Origin of the sequence: Bradyrhizobium oligotrophicum, from assembly GCF_051168495.1 — a bacterium.
In the GTDB taxonomy this organism is placed as follows: domain Bacteria; phylum Pseudomonadota; class Alphaproteobacteria; order Rhizobiales; family Xanthobacteraceae; genus Bradyrhizobium; species Bradyrhizobium oligotrophicum_A.
Window position 1 is genome coordinate 101298 of record NZ_JBNPVB010000009.1, and the last position, 18718, is coordinate 120015.

At 66.0% G+C, this 18718-nt stretch carries 23 protein-coding genes; 14 read left to right on the top strand and 9 right to left on the bottom strand.

Annotation, left to right across the window (positions count from 1 at the left end):
- Positions 1-562: 562 nt before the first annotated feature.
- Positions 563-1642, bottom strand: a complete 1080-nt coding sequence (locus ACQR1B_RS18480) for a branched-chain amino acid aminotransferase (protein WP_434836146.1) — start codon at positions 1640-1642, stop codon at positions 563-565.
- A 342-nt stretch (positions 1643-1984) separates the two neighbouring features.
- On the opposite strand from ACQR1B_RS18480, the gene ACQR1B_RS18485 reads away from it, so the two are divergent.
- The 3 genes from ACQR1B_RS18485 (at position 1985) to ACQR1B_RS18495 (ending at position 5193) form a co-directional block, all read left to right on the top strand.
- Complete coding sequence (locus ACQR1B_RS18485; protein ID WP_434836145.1) at positions 1985-2536, top strand: MarR family winged helix-turn-helix transcriptional regulator; 552 nt, start codon at positions 1985-1987, stop codon at positions 2534-2536.
- Positions 2533-3264 carry a response regulator gene (locus ACQR1B_RS18490; RefSeq protein WP_434836144.1) on the top strand — a complete coding sequence of 244 codons (732 nt, stop codon included), beginning with the start codon at positions 2533-2535 and terminating at the stop codon, positions 3262-3264. Before ACQR1B_RS18485 ends, ACQR1B_RS18490 begins: the two co-directional genes overlap by 4 nt.
- 540 nt (positions 3265-3804) lie before the next feature.
- Positions 3805-5193, top strand: coding sequence for an ATP-binding protein (locus ACQR1B_RS18495; protein WP_434836143.1), 1389 nt, complete (start codon positions 3805-3807; stop codon positions 5191-5193).
- Positions 5194-5485: 292 nt separating this feature from the next.
- On the opposite strand, the gene ACQR1B_RS18500 is transcribed toward ACQR1B_RS18495, so the two are convergent.
- Both ACQR1B_RS18500 and ACQR1B_RS18505 read right to left on the bottom strand, forming a co-directional pair.
- Positions 5486-6031, bottom strand: coding sequence for a DUF3617 domain-containing protein (locus ACQR1B_RS18500; RefSeq protein WP_434836142.1), 546 nt, complete (start codon positions 6029-6031; stop codon positions 5486-5488).
- Positions 6032-6111: 80 nt separating this feature from the next.
- Positions 6112-6417: a hypothetical protein gene (locus ACQR1B_RS18505; RefSeq protein WP_434836141.1), complete on the bottom strand. Its 306-nt coding sequence runs from the start codon at positions 6415-6417 to the stop codon at positions 6112-6114.
- Between the two features lie 167 nt (positions 6418-6584).
- On the opposite strand from ACQR1B_RS18505, the gene ACQR1B_RS18510 reads away from it, so the two are divergent.
- From ACQR1B_RS18510 to ACQR1B_RS18525, 4 genes are all read left to right on the top strand, one after another.
- A complete protein-coding gene (locus ACQR1B_RS18510) occupies positions 6585-7064 on the top strand; it encodes a hypothetical protein (RefSeq protein ID WP_434836140.1) in 480 nt (159 codons plus the stop codon).
- Between the two features lie 116 nt (positions 7065-7180).
- On the top strand, positions 7181-7882 hold the full coding sequence (locus ACQR1B_RS18515; protein WP_434836139.1) for a ribonuclease T2 family protein: 702 nt from the start codon (positions 7181-7183) through the stop codon (positions 7880-7882).
- Positions 7883-7988: 106 nt separating this feature from the next.
- Positions 7989-8849, top strand: coding sequence for a 23S rRNA (adenine(2030)-N(6))-methyltransferase RlmJ (locus tag ACQR1B_RS18520; RefSeq protein ID WP_434836138.1), 861 nt, complete (start codon positions 7989-7991; stop codon positions 8847-8849).
- A 252-nt stretch (positions 8850-9101) separates the two neighbouring features.
- Positions 9102-9317 carry a cold-shock protein gene (locus ACQR1B_RS18525; RefSeq protein ID WP_006612991.1) on the top strand — a complete coding sequence of 72 codons (216 nt, stop codon included), beginning with the start codon at positions 9102-9104 and terminating at the stop codon, positions 9315-9317.
- Positions 9318-9563: 246 nt separating this feature from the next.
- Here ACQR1B_RS18525 and ACQR1B_RS18530 read toward each other — a convergent pair whose 3' ends face one another.
- Complete coding sequence (locus ACQR1B_RS18530) at positions 9564-10214, bottom strand: outer membrane protein (protein WP_434836137.1); 651 nt, start codon at positions 10212-10214, stop codon at positions 9564-9566.
- Between the two features lie 243 nt (positions 10215-10457).
- Between ACQR1B_RS18530 and uvrC the strand changes: the two genes are divergently transcribed.
- Complete coding sequence (uvrC, locus tag ACQR1B_RS18535; RefSeq protein ID WP_434836136.1) at positions 10458-12518, top strand: excinuclease ABC subunit UvrC; 2061 nt, start codon at positions 10458-10460, stop codon at positions 12516-12518.
- Between the two features lie 28 nt (positions 12519-12546).
- Here the strand turns inward: uvrC and ACQR1B_RS18540 are convergent, their stop codons facing one another.
- The 5 genes from ACQR1B_RS18540 to ACQR1B_RS18560 form a co-directional block, all read right to left on the bottom strand.
- Entirely contained in the window at positions 12547-12966 is a 420-nt protein-coding gene (locus ACQR1B_RS18540; protein WP_434836135.1) for a CopD family protein, read from the bottom strand.
- Complete coding sequence (locus ACQR1B_RS18545; protein WP_434836134.1) at positions 12963-13247, bottom strand: DUF3817 domain-containing protein; 285 nt, start codon at positions 13245-13247, stop codon at positions 12963-12965. The genes ACQR1B_RS18540 and ACQR1B_RS18545 overlap by 4 nt, the downstream gene beginning before the upstream one ends.
- Before the next feature lie 44 nt (positions 13248-13291).
- Positions 13292-13555, bottom strand: a complete 264-nt coding sequence (locus ACQR1B_RS18550) for a hypothetical protein (protein WP_231319573.1) — start codon at positions 13553-13555, stop codon at positions 13292-13294.
- On the bottom strand, positions 13548-13892 hold the full coding sequence (locus ACQR1B_RS18555) for an ArsR/SmtB family transcription factor (protein ID WP_434836133.1): 345 nt from the start codon (positions 13890-13892) through the stop codon (positions 13548-13550). The genes ACQR1B_RS18550 and ACQR1B_RS18555 overlap by 8 nt, the downstream gene beginning before the upstream one ends.
- Before the next feature lie 155 nt (positions 13893-14047).
- Complete coding sequence (locus ACQR1B_RS18560; RefSeq protein WP_434836132.1) at positions 14048-14536, bottom strand: MarR family winged helix-turn-helix transcriptional regulator; 489 nt, start codon at positions 14534-14536, stop codon at positions 14048-14050.
- Between the two features lie 52 nt (positions 14537-14588).
- Here ACQR1B_RS18560 and ACQR1B_RS18565 point away from each other — a divergent pair, with 52 nt between their 5' ends.
- The 6 genes from ACQR1B_RS18565 to prmB all read left to right on the top strand — a co-directional run bounded on the left by ACQR1B_RS18565 (position 14589) and on the right by prmB (position 18557).
- A complete protein-coding gene (locus ACQR1B_RS18565; RefSeq protein WP_434836131.1) occupies positions 14589-15542 on the top strand; it encodes a quinone oxidoreductase family protein in 954 nt (317 codons plus the stop codon).
- A gap of 104 nt (positions 15543-15646) precedes the next feature.
- The gene (locus ACQR1B_RS18570; RefSeq protein WP_434836130.1) at positions 15647-15982 is read left to right on the top strand and encodes a GIY-YIG nuclease family protein; all 336 of its coding nucleotides are present in this window, start codon (positions 15647-15649) and stop codon (positions 15980-15982) included.
- A gap of 253 nt (positions 15983-16235) precedes the next feature.
- The gene (gene pgsA / locus ACQR1B_RS18575; RefSeq protein ID WP_434836129.1) at positions 16236-16853 is read left to right on the top strand and encodes a CDP-diacylglycerol--glycerol-3-phosphate 3-phosphatidyltransferase; all 618 of its coding nucleotides are present in this window, start codon (positions 16236-16238) and stop codon (positions 16851-16853) included.
- Complete coding sequence (gene moaD, locus ACQR1B_RS18580) at positions 16850-17101, top strand: molybdopterin converting factor subunit 1 (protein WP_434836128.1); 252 nt, start codon at positions 16850-16852, stop codon at positions 17099-17101. The genes pgsA and moaD overlap by 4 nt, the downstream gene beginning before the upstream one ends.
- A gap of 26 nt (positions 17102-17127) precedes the next feature.
- A complete protein-coding gene (locus tag ACQR1B_RS18585) occupies positions 17128-17592 on the top strand; it encodes a molybdenum cofactor biosynthesis protein MoaE (protein ID WP_434836127.1) in 465 nt (154 codons plus the stop codon).
- Entirely contained in the window at positions 17592-18557 is a 966-nt protein-coding gene (gene prmB / locus ACQR1B_RS18590; RefSeq protein WP_434836126.1) for a 50S ribosomal protein L3 N(5)-glutamine methyltransferase, read from the top strand. The genes ACQR1B_RS18585 and prmB overlap by 1 nt, the downstream gene beginning before the upstream one ends.
- The last annotated feature ends 161 nt before the right edge of the window (positions 18558-18718 follow it).

Sequence of the window (18718 nt, forward strand, 5' to 3'; positions counted from 1 at the left end):
GGCTGACAAATACCGGAACGGTGGGCACGGCCCGCTTCGCGGCCCTTTGCCCACCCTACGGGATGGATGCGTTGAAAGGGTGGTAGCAGCCGAGGAAGGGTGCGGCAACCGGAAGCAGGATCGGGCGCGGGGCGCAGTGACCTGGCTTTGCCTTGTCAATTTGAGCCGAGCACTCGCCCCGCATGCGATGCGCCCCCCTCCCCCTTGCGGGCAGGGGTCGGGGGTGGGGGTCCCAGCAAAAGACTGCCCGTGTGGACCCCCACCCCCGACCCCTCCCCGCAAGGGCAGGGCAATCGCATATGACGATCGCGGGTTTGTGCTCTTCTATCTCCACGTCGTCATGGCCGGGCTTGTCCCGGCCATCCACGTCGTCCGGCATGCTGAGAACGACGTGGATGCCCGGGACAAGCCCGGGCATGACGGAGTAACTCATCGGCAAGATTGCCTGCCTGGACAGTTCCTCATCTCCATATGCGATAGCCCTGCCCGCAAGGGGGAGGGGAGCGCACCGTCATCGCGGCTCGGCTGTGCCCAGAACCTGCGAGCGGACGCGAGCCCTGCCCTACTTCACATCCCTGATCCACTGGTGCAGATCCGGGCTCCGGCCGTACTGGATGTCAACCAGCTGCTTGCGCAGACCCATGGCGACCGGGCCAGCCTCGCCGCCATTGATGACGACGTCGCCGCTCGCCGAGCGCACCTTGCCGATCGGCGAGATCACCGCGGCGGTGCCGCAGGCGAACGCCTCCTTCAGCTTGCCGCTCGCGGCATCGGCGCGCCACTGGTCGATCGAATACGGCTCTTCGCGCACCTCCCGGCCGGCATCGCGCGCCAGCTTGATGATGGAGTCCCGCGTAATGCCCGGCAGGATGGTGCCGAGCGGCGGCGTCGACAGCGAGCCGTCGGCGAACACGAAGAACACGTTCATGCCGCCGAGCTCCTCGACATAGCGGCGCTCGATCGCATCCAGGAACACCACCTGGTCGCAGCCCTGCGCCATGGCCTCGGCCTGCGCCTTCAAGCTCGCGGCATAATTGCCGCCGCATTTGACCCCGCCGGTGCCGCCCACGGCAGCGCGCGTGTAATTCTCCGAGACCCAGATCGAGACCGGGGCCGGGCCGCCCTTGAAATAGGAGCCGACCGGCGAGGCGATCACCGCGAAGATGTATTCCGCCGACGGCTTCACGCCGAGGAACACCTCGTTGGCGATCATGAACGGGCGCAGATAGAGACTGCCCTCGCCGCCCGGGATCCAGGCGCGGTCGATGCGGACGAGTTGCTCGACCGCCTCGATGAAGACCTCCGGCGGCAATTGCGCCATCGCCATGCGCTCGGCCGAGTTCCAGAAGCGTTGGGCATTGGCAACGGGGCGGAACAGGTTCACGCCGCCATCGTCGCGCTTATAGGCCTTCAGCCCCTCGAAGATCTCCTGCGCGTAGTGCAGCACGGCGGCCGCGGGATCGAGCGGGAAGTTGGCGCGGGATTCGACGCGTGCGCTGTGCCAGCCCTTGTCCTGGCTGTACTGGACCACGGCCATGTGATCGGTGAACACCCGGCCGAAGCCCGGATTGGCGAGCTTGGCTGCGCGCTCCTGATCGGAGGTGGGGTTCGTCGTCGGCTTGATGTCGAATGTCAAAGTCATGTCCTTGGCTCCCCCGCTTGATCGCCATGCGCGAGTTCTGGCGCCGACCCGCCCCATCGGGCAGTCGGCCTTTGAAAATTTGAGACCTGCAACCGGCCATTCCGCCGGTCGCCGGGCAAGCGTGCCACCACAGGACATGCTTTTGCGCCCGGTGGAAGTCCAGTATGGTTTGCCGAAATGCCGCTCGACATCACACGGTTGTTCGCTGCGTGGCCCAAGTTGCCCGTTCGGGTTGCCATCGGCCCGTTCGGACACGCCTCCAGACCATTGCCCGCCGATGAAACGATCTAAAATTTCGTAGCGGGCAATTGTTTTGTAACATTGAACCGCAGAAACGTCAATATGGCTGACATAAATTTCTCGTCTCCGACGTTGAGCCCCGAGCTGCGGGCGGCTGAGCCGGCCACGGCTGCCGACGGGCAGCCGCTGCGCTGGGACATCATCGAGCTGCTGTTCTTCGCCTATCGCGACTTCGTCGGCGATGCCGACCACGAGCTGGAGGCGTTCGGCTTCGGCCGCGCCCATCACCGCGTGATGCATTTCGTCACACGCTATCCGGGCCTGAAGGTCGCCGATCTGCTCGACGTCTTGCGCATCACCAAGCAGTCGCTCGGGCGCGTGCTCAAGCAGCTGCTGGACGAGGGCTACATCGTGCAGAAGACCGGCAACAACGATCGCCGGCAGCGCCTTCTTTTCGCCACGCCGAAGGGCGAGGCGCTGGTGGCCAAGCTGGCCGGGCTGCAGACCAGGCGCATCGACCGTGCGCTGGAGCAGGTCGGCCCCGTTGGCGCCGAGAAGGTCCGGCAATTCCTGCGCGCGATGATCGATCGCGACGATCCGGACAAGGTGCTGGAAGCCATTTTCCGGACACCCGTCGCCACCCCGAAGGAGTGACCGTGCCGATCGCCGCCATCGCCCCGCATCATCCGCAGACGCCGGCCGACGACGCGCCGCATCTCCTGCTCGTCGACGACGACCGCCGCATCCGTGATCTCCTGTCGCGCTTCCTGCGCAGCGAAGGCTATCGCGTCACCACGGCGGCAAGCGCGAGCGATGCCCGCGCCAAGCTGACGGGCCTGCACTTCGATCTGCTGATCCTCGACGTCATGATGCCCGGCGAAAGCGGCTTCGATCTGGCGCGTTTCATCCGCACGCAGTCCTCGGTGCCGATTGTGATGCTGACGGCGCGGTCCGAGCCGGACAGCCGCATCGAGGGCCTGCAGCTCGGCGCCGACGACTACGTCGCCAAGCCGTTCGAACCCAGAGAACTCGCGCTGCGCATCGGCAACATCCTCAAGCGCGCGGCGCCGCCGCCGGCGGAGGAGGTCATCGAGCAGATCGCGTTCGGCCCGTTCGTCTACCATCTGGCGCGTGGCGAATTGAAACAGGGCGAGGAGATCGTCCACCTCACCGACCGCGAGCGCGAGATGCTGCGCATCCTCGCCAATGCCCGCGGCGAGACCGTGCCGCGCGGCGCACTGACCGGCAACGGCACCGTCAACGAGCGCGCCGTCGACGTCCAGATCAACCGCCTCCGCCGCAAGATCGAGAGCGACCCGGCCAATCCGCTGTTCCTGCAGGCCGTGCGCGGCATCGGCTACCGGCTGATGGTTTCAGGTTGAAAATGAAAACCTGCTCCGACATGACGCGCGCCGTTTTCTCCCGCAGCGATCATGCGAGTCCGCCTCTCTCGAAGGCTGAGGCGTATGGAGCTCTCCCGGCACGGTCCACGGTTATCGCATATGGAGATGCGCAGCCGTACGCGCGAACGATCCTGCCCATTTGTTACTCCGTCATGCCCGGGCTTGTCCCGGGCATCCACGCGGTCCCCAGCATGCCGAACGACGTGGATGGCCGGGACAAGCCCGGCCATGACGACGTGGAAAAAGACGAGCGCAAGACTGCGAACGTCAAATGCGATAGCCCTTCGGCACACTCGGTGCACCCTCTCCCCTTGTGGGAGAGGGTGGATCGCATGAGCGGAGCGAAATGCGAGCCGGGTGAGGGATCTGTGTCGGCAGACGAGATCGCGGAGGCAGACCCCTCACCCGGTTTCGAACTTCGTTCGAAACCACCCTCTCCCACAAGGGGCCCCACAAGGGGAGAGGGTGCACCGACCCTGCCGTGGGCGGTCGTGCAACAACAACGATGCTCTGTCTGACATGACCACGCTCGACACCGGCCTCACCCTGATCCGCACCGCCTCGCGCCGCGTGTCGCGCGCCAACAGCATCGTCGGCAACGCGTTCAAGGGCTGGATGCCGACCGGCCTCTACGCACGTGCGCTGCTGATCATGATCGTGCCGATGGTGATCCTGCAGACGGTGGTCGCCGGCGTGTTCATGGAGCGGCACTGGAACACGGTGACGCGGCGCCTGTCGGCCGCCGTGGTGCAGGACGTCGCGGCGCTGATCGACATCTACAAGGGCTATCCGCAGGACAAGGACCGCACCATGCTGCGGCGGATCGCGCAGCAGCGGCTCAACCTCGTGGTCGACTTCCTGCCCGCCGGCGACATGCCGCCACCGGGTCCGAAGCCGTTCTTCAACCTGCTCGACCAGTCGCTGTCGAGCCAGATCGGCCGCCAGATCAGCCGGCCGTTCTGGATCGACACCGTCGGCCGCTCCAATCTGGTGGAGATCCGCATCGCGTTGGATGACGCGGTGATGCGCATCTTCGCGCAGCGCGGCGCCGCCTATGCGTCAAACACCGACATCTTCCTGTTCTGGATGGTCGGCACCTCCTCGATCCTGCTGATCGTCTCAGTGCTGTTCCTGCGCAACCAGATCAAGCCGATCCTGCGGCTCGCCGACGCCGCCGAGAGCTTCGGCAAGGGCCGCGAGGTGCCGAACTTCCGGCCGCGCGGCGCGCGCGAGGTGCGGCGCGCGGCGCACGCCTTCCTGGAGATGAAGGCGCGTATCGAGCGCACGCTCGAGCAGCGCACGGCTATGCTCGCCGGCGTCAGCCACGACCTTCGCACCATCCTGACGCGCTTCAAGCTCGAACTGGCGCTGCTCGGCGACAGCCCCGAGATCGACGCCATGCGCAAGGACGTCGACGAGATGTCGCACATGCTGGAGGACTATCTGGCGTTCGCGCGCGGCGACAATGGCGAGATCGCGCAGCCGACCGACATCTCCAACGCGCTCGAAGAGCTGCGCGGCGACGCCGAGCGCAACGGCCATTCCGCGACCGTGTCGTTCCACGGCCTGCCGGTGGTCACGGTGAAGCCGCAGGCCTTGAAGCGCTGCCTCGGCAACCTCGTCTCCAATGCCGCGCGCCATGCCGATGCGATCGCCATCACCGGCCATCGCGATCATCGCTATCTCACCATCACCGTCGACGATGACGGCCCGGGCATTCCGGCCGCCATGCGCGAGGAGGTGTTCAAGCCGTTCCTGCGCCTCGACGATGCCCGCAACCAGGACGAGGGCGGCACCGGCCTCGGCCTCGCCATCGCCCGCGACATCGCCCGCTCGCATGGCGGCGACATCACGCTGGGCGACAGCCCGATGGGCGGCCTGCGCGCGAGCGTGCGGATTCCGGTGTAGCGACGCAGGCGCACGGCAGTCGTATTCGGCATGTCACAGCGCGGGCAGTGCGCTCCCCTCCCCCACGCCGCAATCGCGCAAGCGATTGTCGGCAGCGGGGAGGGGGCGGGGGTGGGGGTCCACGAGTCCGGCTTTCAATGAGAAAAGGGCAGCCGCCGGCGCGTCGCATGCCTGCCGTCGGTGAGAGATAGCCAATACAGAACGGGCTCCCCACGACGCTCCGCGTCCGGAGACCCCCGCCCCCAACCCCTCCCCGCAAGGGGGAGGGGAGTTCACTGCCTGCGCGGCAAAGCTACTGCTTCACGCCCGGGATCAGGTTCTTCAGCTTGTTCATGTCCTTGATGTTCATCTTCATGCCGCCGGGCATCACGATGTCGCCGGGCTTCTGGTCGGCCTTGCAGGCGCCGAGCCATTTGGCCTCGATGGTCATTGCGGTGTCCTTGGTGCCGGAACCGGCGGCGCCGCCCTGGATCTTCGACGACGTCTTCACCGTATAGGCCGAGTTGAAATCGCCGGTGATCTCGGCATGCGAGGTCGTGCTCATGCCGCCGAAACTGCAGACCGAATCGCTGACATAGCCGGTCGCTGTCTTCTGGATGTCCTGCTTGGAGCAGGCCTGCTGGGCCATCGGCGAGGCCATGTTGTTCATGTCCCGGTCGGTGGTCTCGTCGGTGCAATGCTGCATCGTCATCTCCGGCAGCTGGCCGCCGGACCGGATCATCTTGAGCTCCCACAGGCCGGCCTTGCGCACAGGCAGGTCGATTGCAAAGGCGGCGCCCGCCGCCCCGCCCAGAAAGCCACAACAAAGAATTCCGGCGACGAGGCGGTGACGTGTCATGATTGTGTTCCGGCTTGATGTCGATCGGCGGACCGATGACGCCGAATCATGGCGTTAGTGTAGTGCGGCCTCGATTGGGTTCAGTACAGCGTCCGCAGCGGCCGCTCCGCCGAGCCATAAGGCACCCAGCGGCAGGCGAACGAGACGTAGCCGCCGTAATGGGGATCGACGGCGCGGAACTTCGCGACCTTGCCATAGGAGGCGCAATGATCGACCGCGAGCTGGCGCGCATCCGTTCTCTGGGCCAGCTGGTACGCGATGATACCGCCGGTGTCGTTGCCCTTGAAAGGCGGCACCACGTCGGCACGGGCGGACGCGGCGGCCAGCAGCGTCCCAACGGCCACGAGGCCTGCAGTCTTCACGAATCCGGCCTTCAGCGTCCGCATCGCATTCTCCTTGAGCTGGCTGTCATCCTAAAGGTCCTGTCCCGTCAAGAAAAGAACACCGACCCCGGGTTAACAGGACTAATCGTGGAGTGTTGCCGCGTTGCACTTGACCTCCTGTGGTCGCCGCGGCACGGTCCACGCTCCCGGATCAGCCTTGCGGACGACCCATGCGCGACTTCAGCACCCCCTTCAAGACGTTCGGCGCCAAGACGCTTGGTGCGGGCTGCGGCGCACTGCTCGCCGCCATGGTCGCAACCGCGCCGGCCCACGCCGCCAACCCGCTCGAAATGAATTTCTGGCTGTCCGGCCCGAAATATGAAGGCCGGGTCGCTCCGTGCGAGTCGGCGATTCCGACCATCGTGTCGCGGTTCCAGGACAAGGAGAGCACCTTCTGGAATTCGTCGCTGACGATCACCGGTGTCGCCAACGTTCATGAGATCGCCTTCCGGCCCTGGCAGTCCGACAACATTCCGCGCCGCTTCTGCACCGGCAGCGTGATGATCAGCGACGGCAAGGCGCGCACGGTCAATTTCTCGATCATCGAGGACGGCGGCTTCGCCGGCTATGACCAGGGCGTCGAGTTCTGCGTCGTCGGCCTCGACCGCAACTGGGCGTTCAATCCGGCCTGCCGCGCCGCCAAGCCCTGAGGCTCTGCGCTTCCATTTTCGAAGGGGGAACGAGGCTGCCTGCGGAGGCGGCCTTTTTTGTTCTTGAAATGTTCCCGAGGACTGTTAGGCTCCCGCCATCCTCCGGGGAGTTTGCCATGTCCGTTTGCCTGCGCCGACCTGCCGTTGCGTTGTCCGGGACGATTGCCTGTCTGGCTCTGCTGCTCTGTGCGCTCACGACGGCACCTGCGGGCGCGCAGGACCGCCGCCAGAATGCGCCGGGCGCGTTCGATTTCTACGTGCTGTCTTTGTCCTGGTCGCCGTCGTTCTGTGCCGAGGCCGAGGAACGCGGCCGCGGCAGCCGCTCGCAGCAATGCAGCGGCCGGCCCTACTCCTTCGTCGTGCATGGGCTGTGGCCGCAATACGAGACCGGCTATCCCGAATATTGCGAGCAGCCTTCGCCGCGCCTGCCGCGCAACATCATGACCTCGATGCTCGACCTGATGCCGGCACCGGGCCTGATCTACAACGAATGGGACAAGCACGGCACCTGTTCCGGACTGTCGGCGAAGGCCTATTTCGAAGCCATCCGCAAGGCGCGCGCCGCGATCAAGATTCCGCCGGAGTTTCTGGATCTCGCGCAGGCCAAGACGGTATCGCCGGCCGCGGTCGAGGAGGCCTTCATCAAGGCCAATCCCAAGCTCACGACGTCGGGCATTGCGGTCACATGCAACCGCACGCGCCTGAGCGAAGTGCGGGTCTGCCTGTCGAAGGATCTGGAATTCCGCAACTGCGACGAGGTCGACCGTCAGGCCTGCCGGCGCGACGAGATCAACATGCCGCCGGTCCGCGGCGGGTAGAGAGGCCGGCCAAAGCAGCCGATCGGTCGCGGCGGCGGGCGGATAAGCCGCGCACAGGCGAACGACGGGGTACCCTTTTGCCGCGGAACGGCGTAACCGGTGCGGCATGAACTACCGACACGCCTTTCACGCCGGCGGCTTTGCCGACGTCATCAAGCACATCGTGCTGACCCGCATCCTGCTCCATCTTCAGGACAAGCCGGCGGCGTTCCGGGTGATCGACACCCATGCCGGCGCCGGCCTGTATGATCTCACCGGCGACGAGGCCACGCGCAGCGGCGAATTCCTCACCGGCATCGCGCGCGTGCTGCAGGCGCGCTTCTCCGAGCAGGCCTATGCACTCTTGTCGCCCTATCTCGACATCGTCAGATCGTTCAATCCGAAGGCCGAACTCGTCGCCTATCCAGGCTCGCCGCTGATCGCCCGCGCCTTGCTGCGGCCGCAGGACCGCATGACCCTATGCGAGCTGGCACCGCTGCCACGCAAGCAACTGATCGATGCGCTGCGCCGCGACACCCAGGCCCGCGTCGTCGATCTCGACGGCTGGGTCGCCCTGCCCGCCTTCGTACCGCCGAACGAGCGCCGCGGCCTCGTACTGATTGATCCCGCCTTCGAGGCCAAGGATGAGTTCGAGCGTCTCGCCAATCGCTTCACGAGCGCGTTCAGCAAATGGCCGACCGGTATCTATATGCTGTGGTATCCCGCAAAAAGCCGCCGTGCGACCGATGATCTGGCACACCACGTCGCAAGCCGCGCCGATTCTGCAAAGCCGTCGGGCAAGGTGCTACGCGTGGAGTTCAGCGTCGCGCCACAAAGCCAAGGTGAGGCCCTTACCTCCACCGGCCTGCTCGTCGTCAATCCGCCCTGGACCCTGCCTGATGAGCTCAAGCTCATTCTGTCCGAGTTGCAGAAGCCGCTCGGGCAAGGCGGCGCTGCACGTTTCCGGCTGGAATTCCCCAAAGCTTGAATGCGGTACGCGTCGAAAATCCGTAGGCAATCGGCGCAGAAGCATATTAGACTGACGAATTGTAAGACTGGCTTTACGTTCCGCTTCCGCGAATGGTTGCGGCGGGGTGATGAAGGCCTAACAAGATCCGGCGATCCGGCGCGCACAGCGCGGGACGTTAAGGTGGCCAACGCTTTCCGATCAAAGTGATGTCCGGTCGGACGCTGCGCAAAGCGCGCAGTGGAGGAAGCATTGCGGGGGAGGAGTTTCCCGATGGCCATGACTGGGACAGTCAAGTTCTTCAATGGTGAGCGCGGCTACGGCTTCATCAAGCCGGACGATGGTGGACGCGACGTGTTCGTGCACATCACAGCGGTCGAGCGCGCGGGCTTGAAGGATCTGACCGAAGGACAGCGTATCAGCTTCGAGGTCGAACCGGACAAGAAGGGCAAGGGCCCGAAGGCCGTGAACCTGGTCCTGTCGTCGTAGACAGCGCCCGCTCGGCAGCGGCCGCGCCTTGTGCGCGGACCGTCGCAGCGGGCGCTTCGACGCCATTTCACTCGTTTGGTCTGACAGCCGCCGGCAGCGCAGCCGGCTCCCGCGCAGAGCATTCGGCTCGCGGCGCGCGCGATGGTGCGCGCCTCTGCGCCACACGCGGGCGAGACAAAAAAATCCCGGCCGCGCGCGGCCGGGAAGCTGTCGTTCGACGTTTCTTCTTCCTATCCCGTGTTGCTATCAGAAATGGAAGTTGATGCCTGCGCGCACCAATCCAAACCGATAGTCGTTCTTCGCCCCCGTGATCACGAAATGATTGCTGTCGAGATCGACATAGAGATATTCGATCTTGGCCGACCAGTTCTGCGCCAGGCCGAATTCCGTGCCGACCCCGAGCGTCCAGCCGACGGCCGTGTGCGATTCCGATAGGCCGAAGGTCTCGGCGCGCAGGCTGCCGAGCGCGAGACCACCGGTGCCGTAGAACAGGATGTTGTTGAAGGCGTAGCCGGCGCGGCCACGCAGGGTGCCGAACCACGGGTTCGAGAACTTCCACGGCGCGAAGGTGTCGTTGGCGCCGGTGAGGTTGAAGTCGCCCTCGGCTCCGAACACCCAGGGACCGTTCTGCCAGTTGTAGCCGGCGGTCAGGCCGCCGGTGAGGCCGGACGGCTTGGTCGCGTTGTTGCCGACCGTGCCCCATTCATAGCCCAGCGTACCGCCGAGATAGGGGCCGGCCCAGCTATAGGCGTTGAGGGGCTGATTCACCGTATAGGGCGCGCCGCGCCCGTAGCCGAAATCAGCGGCCTGCGCCGACACCGATCCGAGAGCCGCTGCGCCAAGACCCATCGCGCCAAGGCCCGCCATAGCGGCGGCACCGACCAAGAACCTGTTCATCGCTCACTCCACGCAACTCGCCGTCACCACCCGGAGCATGCGCCGCGCGACCGTCGCGCGCCGGCTGTCGTGGTTACGGAACTCCTGCTGTTTTCGTGAGCATTTATCGAGAGTTTTAGGTTAAGCACTTGTTAAGCCGGGTTACCCGCCGATTAATGTGCTTAACGAAGCGTTACCGCGCGGCCCTGTGCATGGCGCCACCGCACGCTGGCGGGAGCGGCCGCCAGCGCTTAATTTGCAGACATGACCACCCAAAGCCCCGATCCACCCAACGCGCCCGCGACCCGGCGTGGCGCCACGGCAGACCTGCCGCCCGAGGCCATCGACACGCCCGATCTCGATCCCGCCGCGTCCTCCGCCGACGAGGACGATGACGGGCGGCTGCCGGAGCTGACCGAAGAGAGCCTGGAGGCGGTCGGCGAAGGCCCGCTCGCGATCGGCCATGCCGCCATCGAGAACGCCGTGCGGCTGGCGCCGACCTCGCCCGGCGTCTACCGCATGCTCAATGCGGCCCACGACGTGCTCTATGTCGGCAAGGCCAAGAACGTCAAAAAGCGCCTGTCGTCCTATGCGCGCGCCAACGCGCCGCTGCCGGCGCGCATCCTGCGCATGATCGCGGCCACCGTGACCGTCGAGATCGTCTCGACGACCACGGAGACCGAGGCGCTGCTGCTGGAGGCGAACCTCATCAAGCAGCTCAAGCCGCGCTTCAACGTGCAGCTGCGCGACGACAAGTCGTTTCCCTACATTCTGATCACCGGCGACCACTGGGCGCCGCAGATCCTCAAGCATCGCGGCGCGCAGTCCAGGCCGGGCCGCTATTTCGGTCCGTTCGCCTCGGCCGGCGCGGTCAACCGCACCATCACGGCGCTGCAGCGCGCCTTCCTGATCCGCTCCTGCACCGATTCCTTCTTCGAGAGCCGCACCCGCCCCTGCCTCCTGCACCAGATCCGCCGCTGCGCAGGGCCGTGTACCCAGGAGATCGACTTCCCCGGCTATACCGAGCTGGTGCGCGAGGCGACCGACTTCCTGTCCGGGCGCAGCCAGGCGGTGAAGGCGCTGCTGGCGACCGAGATGGAGAAGGCCTCCGGCGAGCTCGAATTCGAGACCGCCGCCGTCTACCGCGACCGCCTCGCCGCGCTCTCGGCGATCTCGTCGCAGCAGGGCATCAACCCGCGCACGGTGGAGGAGGCCGACGTGTTCGCGATCCACCAGGAGGGCGGCTATTCCTGCGTCGAGGTGTTCTTCTTCCGCACCGGCCAGAACTGGGGCAACCGCGCCTATTTTCCGCGCGCGGAGAAGAGCTATTTGCCGGAGGAGGTGCTGTCCGCCTTCATCACGCAGTTCTACGACGACAAGCCGCCGCCGAAGCTGATCCTGCTGTCGCACGAGATCGAGGAGGCCGAGCTGCTTGCGGAAGCGCTATGCGTCAAGGCCGGCCACAAGGTCGAGGTCTCCACGCCCAAGCGCGGCGAGAAGAAGGATCTCGTCACGCATGCGCTCACCAATGCGCGCGAGGCGCTGGGCCGTAAGCTGGCGGACACCGCGACGCAGAGCCGCCTCCTGGAGGCGATGACCGCGACGCTCGGCCTGCCGCAGATCCCGAAGCGCATCGAGGTCTACGACAACAGCCACATCCAGGGCACCAACGCGGTCGGCGCCATGATCGTCGCAGGGCCCGACGGCTTCATGAAGAACCAGTACCGCAAGTTCAACATCAAGTCGGAGGGGCTGACGCCCGGCGACGACTACGCGATGATGAAGGAGGTCTTGCAGCGCCGCTTCAAGCGGCTGGTCGCGCCGTCCGAGAAGGACGTCGCCCGCGCCGCCAAGGAGGACGACGTGCCGCAATGGCCCGACCTCGTCATCATCGACGGCGGCCGCGGCCAGCTCAACGCCGTGCGCGAGATTTTCACCGAGCTCGGCGTCGACAAGGTCGCGCTGATGTCGGTCGCCAAGGGCCCGGATCGCGACGCCGGTCGCGAGACGCTGTTCATCCCGGAGCGCGAGGCGATCAAGCTCGAGCCGCGCGACCCCGTGCTGTATTTCATCCAGCGGCTGCGCGACGAGGCGCATCGCTTCGTCATCGGCTCGCACCGCAAGCTGCGCAAGAAGGACATCCGCGAGGCCGGCCTGCAGGAGATCCCCGGCATCGGCCCGTCCCGCAAGCGCGCGCTGCTGATGCATTTCGGCACGCTGAAGGAAATCGAGCGCGCCTCGATCGCCGACCTCGGCAAGGTCCCCGGCGTCAGCGCGGAGAGCGCGCGCAAGATCTTCGAGTACTTCCACAGCAACGCCAGCTGACGGAACGCCCTCCGTCCAAGCCGGCCGCTCAGAACGGCTTGACGACGACGAGAACGGCGATCGCCGTAACGCCACCTGCGATCAGCGGCGGCAGATGAGAGAACCAGCGCGGCACCACGGCGTCCGGCTGGCCAAGCCGCCGCAGCGTTCCCGCCAGCACGCCGTGCAGCGCGGACAGCCCGACCACGACAGCGAGCTTGACCGTCAGCCAAAGCGAGCCGAACCATTCACCTTGCATCGCGAGCGCAAGGCCTGCGCCCCACACGATCAGCATCGCCGGCATGGTGACCCGCCGGTCCCAGCGGCCGACGGTCTCGATCAGTGCCGTGCCGCTGGCTGCGTCTGCCCTCGCCGCATGCGCAGCGATGGTCACCGCTGAGGCCAGCATCCCGCCGCTCCAGCACAGCACGGCGGCGACATGCAGCGCCTTCAGCCAGAGATAGATCATGGCGCGGCCAGCTGCATCTCGCGTCGTGCCAGGACGCGGGCATTGACGAAGCCACCGAACGGCACGAGCGCTGCCACCGTCATCCGGATGATCTCCGCCCGCCGCCAGCCGCCATTGGTGGAGAGCTGCATCAGCATCCAGATGTAGGCCAGGAAAGCGAGTCCATGGATCGGACCGATGATCCGGGTCGCGATGGCCAAGCCGGCAAAGTGCTTCAGCGGCACCGCCACCAGCACCAGCAGCAATAACGTACTGCCTTCGATCAGCGAGATCGCGCGCATCCGCTTCAGCTCCGCCAATTCCTCCGCCCGATGGTGAGGGGTCATCATTCGACCTCCTTCAGCACCTTTTCGACCTGGGCGAGCCGCAGCTCGATCTGCCCAAGACTGCCCTTGAGCGCGGCGAGCAGCTCTGCACTCGTCTCCTGCGCCCGCACGGCCCGCTCGGTCAGGGCGCGATAGCTTTCCGCGGTCGCGACCTGCAATCCGGCCTGACGAGCGGCCGCGAAATACTTCATCGCAAAGACCAGGATGATGGTGACGAGCACGAGGATCGTCACCAGCAGGAAGATGGCGGCCTTGTCAGCCATGAGGGTCTCCTTCCGGTTTCATGGAGGGTCGAATGATGGTCAGCGTCTGAGCCGCCTCGGCGATCGAGGACGGCGTGAGCGCGATGTCGAATGGAGCGATCTCGAAGTAGTTCAGCGCTTTGCCATCGGCGGAGAGCTCCAGCCGGCTGGTGACGAGTCCCGCCTCTTCGAGCTTGCGGAGATGGAGGTGCAGCAAGGGCCGGCTGATCCCGAGCTCCCGCGCGAGCTGGCTGACATAGGTCCGCCCGTTGCGCTGAAGCGCCGCCAGCACCCGCAGCCGATGCGGGTTGGCCAGTGCCGCCAGCCTGTCCAGCAGTTGATCGCCCGCGTTCGGCACGCCCGCACTCCACCTGTCAGAGTTTTCTTACGGGTAGAGGACGCTAGCGTCAATCGATGAGAACATATGTCAGAAAAATATTTCACATGCGCAGCAAGCCGCAATCGTTCTGCACCGGGAGGCGCCACGGCAACGCCAATGACGCCGTCGCAGCTTCATTTCCCAGCCGGCGGCTCCTCCTTCACGGCATCGGCGAACTTCCGCATCAGCCGCACCAGCTCATCCACATCGCTGATGTCCCAGCTTTCGAAGATGGCTCGGCCGATCCGCTCGCGCGCGGCGTCGACGAGGTCGGTCATCGCCTTGCCCTTCGGCGTGATCACGGCCTCGCGCACCCGCCGGTCCGCGGCGCTGGACTGGCGCGCCACCAGCCCGAGACTCTCGAGCTTGGCGACCTGCCGGCTGACGGTGGTGTAGTCGCGGCCGACCCGGTCCGCCATTTCCACCACGCCGATCGGGCCGAAGCGCTCGATCCCGACCAGCAGCGGGAACAGCGCGCGGTCGAGCGCAATGCCGGCTTCCCTGATCAGCCCCTCGTCGCGCTGCGGCCGGTTCATCACGGCGACGATGTCGAGCAGCGCCCCGTGCAGGACGCGGAGCTGCTCACTTATATGTGTATTTTGCACATTATTCCTTGTCGACATCGGCACCCTCCGGATATATGTGCATTATACACATATGATCCGGAGCTCCACCATGAAAGCCGCCATTGTCCAGAAGGCCGGGCAGCCGCCGGTCTACGCCGATTTCGCCGATCCGATCGCGGCTCCCGGCGAGCGTCTGATCACCGTGACCGCCGCCGCGATCAGCCAGATCACCAGGGCGCGCGCCTCCGGCACGCATTACAGCTCGACCGGCGCGTTTCCCTTCGTGCCTGGGATCGATGGGGTCGGCCGCTGCGAGGACCGCAGCCGGGTCTACTTCGTGCTTCCCAGGGCCCCCCATGGCGGCATGGCCGAACAGACGGTGGTGCCGAAGGCGCGATGCCTCGCCCTGCCCGACGATCTCGATGATGTCACCGCGGCCGCCATTGCCAATCCCGGCCTGTCGTCCTGGGCGGCGCTGCGCGAGCGCGCACACCTCCGCGCCGGCGACACCGTACTGGTGAATGGCGCCACCGGAACGTCCGGTCGGCTCGCGGTCCAGATCGCCAAGCATCTCGGCGCGGCCAAGGTGATCGCGACCGGGCGCAACGCCGCGACGCTGCAATCCCTGACCGCGCTCGGCGCCGACGCCGTCATTCCCCTGGTCGGCGATGGCGAGGCGCTGGAGGAACGTTTCAAGCCGCATTTCGCAGGGGGTGTCGACGTCGTGCTCGACTATCTCTGGGGCGCCAGCGCCGAACGGCTGCTGATGGCAGCAGCCAAGGCCGGCGCGGAGGCGGGGCCGATCCGATTCGTCCAGATCGGCTCCGTCAGCGGCGGCGACATCACGCTGCCGAGCGCGGTGCTGCGCGCATCGGCGATCGAATTGATGGGCAGCGGCATCGGCAGCATCCCGCTCGAACGCCTGATCGCGCTCACCGGTGAGCTGTTGCAGGCGGCCATCCCTGCCCGACTCGAGATCGCAGTCGATCCGACCCCGCTGAGCGCGATCGAACGCCATTGGGCCAGGGACGATGCCACCCGCCGCATCGTGCTCACCATGTGAAAGTCGGACGGTCACGGACCGACAAGCTGGCCGGCGGCGTGCGAAAGTAATTTACCCGGATACAAATATAGGGTATTTACCCGGGTGAAAAATGGAGTCCCGCCATGACCCCTGCTCAACGCAAGGCCGCCGTCGCCGCCTACAAGGAACGCAAGACGCCGGCCGGTATCTTCGCCGTCACCTGCGCCGCCACGGGCGAACGCTGGATCGGCTGCGCGCCGGACCTCGACAAGATCCAGAACCGGCTGTGGTTCACTCTGCGCCAGGGCGGCCACCGCCGCGGCGGGCTGCAGGCGGCATGGACGACCCACGGCCCGGACGTGTTCAGCCTCGAGATCATCGAGACCTTCGATCAGGAGGCGCTGGCTTACTTGCGCGACCGCGCGTTTGCGGAGCGCCAGGCGCATTGGTGCGCGGTTCACAGAGCCGAGGCGATCTGACGCAGGAGCGGCGGTCGCGCCACTGCCATTGCACCGCAGCAGATTCGGCGGCGCGCACCGCTGCGCGCCGATCTGAGGACTGGCGCGACTGCCTCCCGTTGCTTAAGGAAGCGTTATCGATCTCTTTGTCCGGCGTGGGAGAGTTCCTATCTCCCATGTGACGTCAAGCGATTCGCGTCATATCTGCGTCATCCCAGCGGAGCGGCTCGGCTCGGAGGTTGACGTTCGAACGGCGGCAGTATTGGTACACCGGATGAATATTGCGACCACACGCGTGCCCAGTAAGACATCGACGTCCCTGCCGAACATCCTGACCTATACGCGGATCGCCGCGATACCGGTCGTGGTGGGCTGCATCTACGCGCAGTCGATCATGGACTACCCGCTGTGGCTGCGCTGGGTCGCGGTCGCCGTGTTCATCGCCGCCGGCGTCACCGACTATCTCGACGGCTATTACGCCCGCATCTGGAACCAGCAATCGGCGTTCGGCCGCATGCTCGACCCGATCGCCGACAAGCTGCTGGTGGCGTCCTGCCTGCTGATGCTGGCCGCCGACAACAGCATCCATGGCTGGACCCTGTGGGCCGCGATCGTGATCCTGTGCCGCGAGATCCTGGTGTCGGGCCTGCGCGAATATCTGGCGGCGCTGCGCGTCAGCGTGCCCGTGACCAAGCTCGCCAAGTGGAAGACCACGATGCAGCTGATCGCGATCGGCTTCCTGCTCGCCGGCGAGGCCGGTGACCAGGTCGTGCCGGTGGTGACCATGATCGGGATCGTGCTGCTGTGGGCGTCGGCGCTGTTCACGATCTATACCGGCTACGACTATTTCCGCGCCGGCATCCATCACCTCATCGAGGAAGATTCGCGATGAAGGTGAAGTATTTCGCCTGGGTGCGCGAGCGCATCGGCAAGGCCGAGGAGACCATCGAGCCGCCTGCGGAGGTGCGCACGGTGGGCGACTTGATCGGATGGCTCAGCGAACGCGGCGAGGGCTATGCCTATGCGTTCGAGAAGCCGAAAGTGATCCGCGCCGCCATCGACCAGACCCATGTGCAGCCGGACGCCGCCATCTCCGGCGCCCGCGAGATTGCCTTCTTCCCGCCGATGACCGGCGGCTGAAGCGAAGCCAGCGGAACGCCCCATCGATGACCGCGATCGTCACCGTCCGCGTGCAGCAGCAGGATTTCGACACCGCCGCCGAAATCGCGGCACTCAGCCATGGCCGCACCGACATCGGTGCCGTCGTCAGCTTCTCCGGCCTGTGCCGCGGCAACGACCATGACACCCCGATCAGCGCGCTGACGCTCGAGCACTATCCCGGCATGGCGGATGCGGAGATCATGCGCCACGCCGAGGAGGCGATGGCGCGCTGGCCGCTGCAGGGCCTGACGGTGATCCACCGCTTCGGCCGCATCAGGCCGGGCGAGAACATCGTGCTGGTGGTCACCGCATCCAGCCACCGTCAGGCGGCGTTCGAGGCCGCGGAATTCCTGATGGACTATCTCAAGACCAACGCGCCGTTCTGGAAGCGCGAGGAAACGGAAGACGGCGGCAGCTGGGTCGAGGCCAAGAGCCACGACGACGACGCCGCTTCGCGCTGGACATCGTGATGGCAAAGAAGGTCAAGACGGCAGCGCCGCGCAAGGCGCCGGCTGCCAAGCTGCCGAAGGTCAATGCGGGCGAGTTGCTGACCGTGCTCGACCATCTGCGCTATGCCGTGAGCCGCTTCCAGGACGCCGATCTGGTGTTCGCCCACGGCACCCCCGATCCGGTCTCCGAGGCTGCCTTCCTGATCGGCGAGGCGCTGCATCTGCGTCCCGAGCAGTTCGAGACCTTCGTCACGGCGCGGGTCACCGCGGCCGAAGGCAAGGCGATCCTCGACCTGATCGCGGCCCGGATCACCACGCGCAAGCCGGCGGCCTATCTGGTCAACAAGGTCTACATGCGCGGCCTGCCGTTCTACGTCGACGAACGCGTCATCGTGCCGCGCTCGTTCATCGGCGAACTCTTGGAGACCCATTTCGGCGGCGCCGAGGGCGACGGCACCTCGCTGATCGACGATCCGCTCGCCGTCGACAGCGTGCTCGACCTCTGCACCGGCTCGGGCTGCCTCGCGATCCTCGCCAGCCGCCACTTCCCCAACGCCGTGATCGATGCGGTCGACATCTCCAAGGATGCGCTCGCGGTCGCCGCGCGGAACGTCGCCGACTACGACCTCGCGGGGCAGATCTCGCTGCATCGCGGCGACCTGTTCGCGCCACTGAGCCAGCGCCGCTACGACCTGATCATCAGCAATCCCCCCTATGTCGATGCCGAAGGCATGGCCGGCCTGCCGAGCGAATGCCGCGCCGAGCCGGCGCTGGCGTTCGACGGCGGCGCCGACGGGCTCGACATCATCCATCGCATCCTCGGCGCGGCCCGCGACCACCTGACGGCCGAGGGCGGGCTGCTGTGCGAGGTCGGCCGCGACCGCCCGCAGATCGAGGCCGCCTATCCCGACCTGCCGCTGCTGTGGCTCGATACCGAGGAGTCCGAGGGCGAGGTGTTCTGGATCACCGCGCGCGATCTGGTGTAATCGGCCGGCCGTGACGGCTGCCACGAAATGACGCAGCGACTTCCAATAAACGGCACTTTCTGCTGTTGTTGTGCAGAAACCGCTCATCAGGGCAGCAGGAACGCCGGGCCTTCAGCGTTTCCGTCTGCGCGCGAAACTGATAACTTGGCACCGGCCCGGAT

What these genes read in the sequence shown, in the direction of transcription:
- ACQR1B_RS18495 (WP_434836143.1), top strand. Translation starts at nt 3,805, where the DNA reads ATGACCACGCTCGACACCGGCCTCACCCTGATCCGCACCGCCTCGCGC.
- ACQR1B_RS18510 (WP_434836140.1), top strand. Translation starts at nt 6,585, where the DNA reads ATGCGCGACTTCAGCACCCCCTTCAAGACGTTCGGCGCCAAGACGCTT.
- prmB (WP_434836126.1), top strand. Translation starts at nt 17,592, where the DNA reads ATGGCAAAGAAGGTCAAGACGGCAGCGCCGCGCAAGGCGCCGGCTGCC.
- pgsA (WP_434836129.1), top strand. Translation starts at nt 16,236, where the DNA reads ATGAATATTGCGACCACACGCGTGCCCAGTAAGACATCGACGTCCCTG.
- ACQR1B_RS18560 (WP_434836132.1), bottom strand. Translation starts at nt 14,536, where the DNA reads ATGTCGACAAGGAATAATGTGCAAAATACACATATAAGTGAGCAGCTC.
- ACQR1B_RS18505 (WP_434836141.1), bottom strand. Translation starts at nt 6,417, where the DNA reads ATGCGGACGCTGAAGGCCGGATTCGTGAAGACTGCAGGCCTCGTGGCC.
- ACQR1B_RS18515 (WP_434836139.1), top strand. Translation starts at nt 7,181, where the DNA reads ATGTCCGTTTGCCTGCGCCGACCTGCCGTTGCGTTGTCCGGGACGATT.
- ACQR1B_RS18500 (WP_434836142.1), bottom strand. Translation starts at nt 6,031, where the DNA reads ATGACACGTCACCGCCTCGTCGCCGGAATTCTTTGTTGTGGCTTTCTG.
- ACQR1B_RS18570 (WP_434836130.1), top strand. Translation starts at nt 15,647, where the DNA reads ATGACCCCTGCTCAACGCAAGGCCGCCGTCGCCGCCTACAAGGAACGC.
- ACQR1B_RS18585 (WP_434836127.1), top strand. Translation starts at nt 17,128, where the DNA reads ATGACCGCGATCGTCACCGTCCGCGTGCAGCAGCAGGATTTCGACACC.
- ACQR1B_RS18540 (WP_434836135.1), bottom strand. Translation starts at nt 12,966, where the DNA reads ATGATCTATCTCTGGCTGAAGGCGCTGCATGTCGCCGCCGTGCTGTGC.
- ACQR1B_RS18530 (WP_434836137.1), bottom strand. Translation starts at nt 10,214, where the DNA reads ATGAACAGGTTCTTGGTCGGTGCCGCCGCTATGGCGGGCCTTGGCGCG.
- ACQR1B_RS18550 (WP_231319573.1), bottom strand. Translation starts at nt 13,555, where the DNA reads ATGGCTGACAAGGCCGCCATCTTCCTGCTGGTGACGATCCTCGTGCTC.
- ACQR1B_RS18520 (WP_434836138.1), top strand. Translation starts at nt 7,989, where the DNA reads ATGAACTACCGACACGCCTTTCACGCCGGCGGCTTTGCCGACGTCATC.
- ACQR1B_RS18545 (WP_434836134.1), bottom strand. Translation starts at nt 13,247, where the DNA reads ATGCGCGCGATCTCGCTGATCGAAGGCAGTACGTTATTGCTGCTGGTG.
- ACQR1B_RS18525 (WP_006612991.1), top strand. Translation starts at nt 9,102, where the DNA reads ATGGCCATGACTGGGACAGTCAAGTTCTTCAATGGTGAGCGCGGCTAC.
- moaD (WP_434836128.1), top strand. Translation starts at nt 16,850, where the DNA reads ATGAAGGTGAAGTATTTCGCCTGGGTGCGCGAGCGCATCGGCAAGGCC.
- ACQR1B_RS18485 (WP_434836145.1), top strand. Translation starts at nt 1,985, where the DNA reads ATGGCTGACATAAATTTCTCGTCTCCGACGTTGAGCCCCGAGCTGCGG.
- ACQR1B_RS18565 (WP_434836131.1), top strand. Translation starts at nt 14,589, where the DNA reads ATGAAAGCCGCCATTGTCCAGAAGGCCGGGCAGCCGCCGGTCTACGCC.
- uvrC (WP_434836136.1), top strand. Translation starts at nt 10,458, where the DNA reads ATGACCACCCAAAGCCCCGATCCACCCAACGCGCCCGCGACCCGGCGT.
- ACQR1B_RS18480 (WP_434836146.1), bottom strand. Translation starts at nt 1,642, where the DNA reads ATGACTTTGACATTCGACATCAAGCCGACGACGAACCCCACCTCCGAT.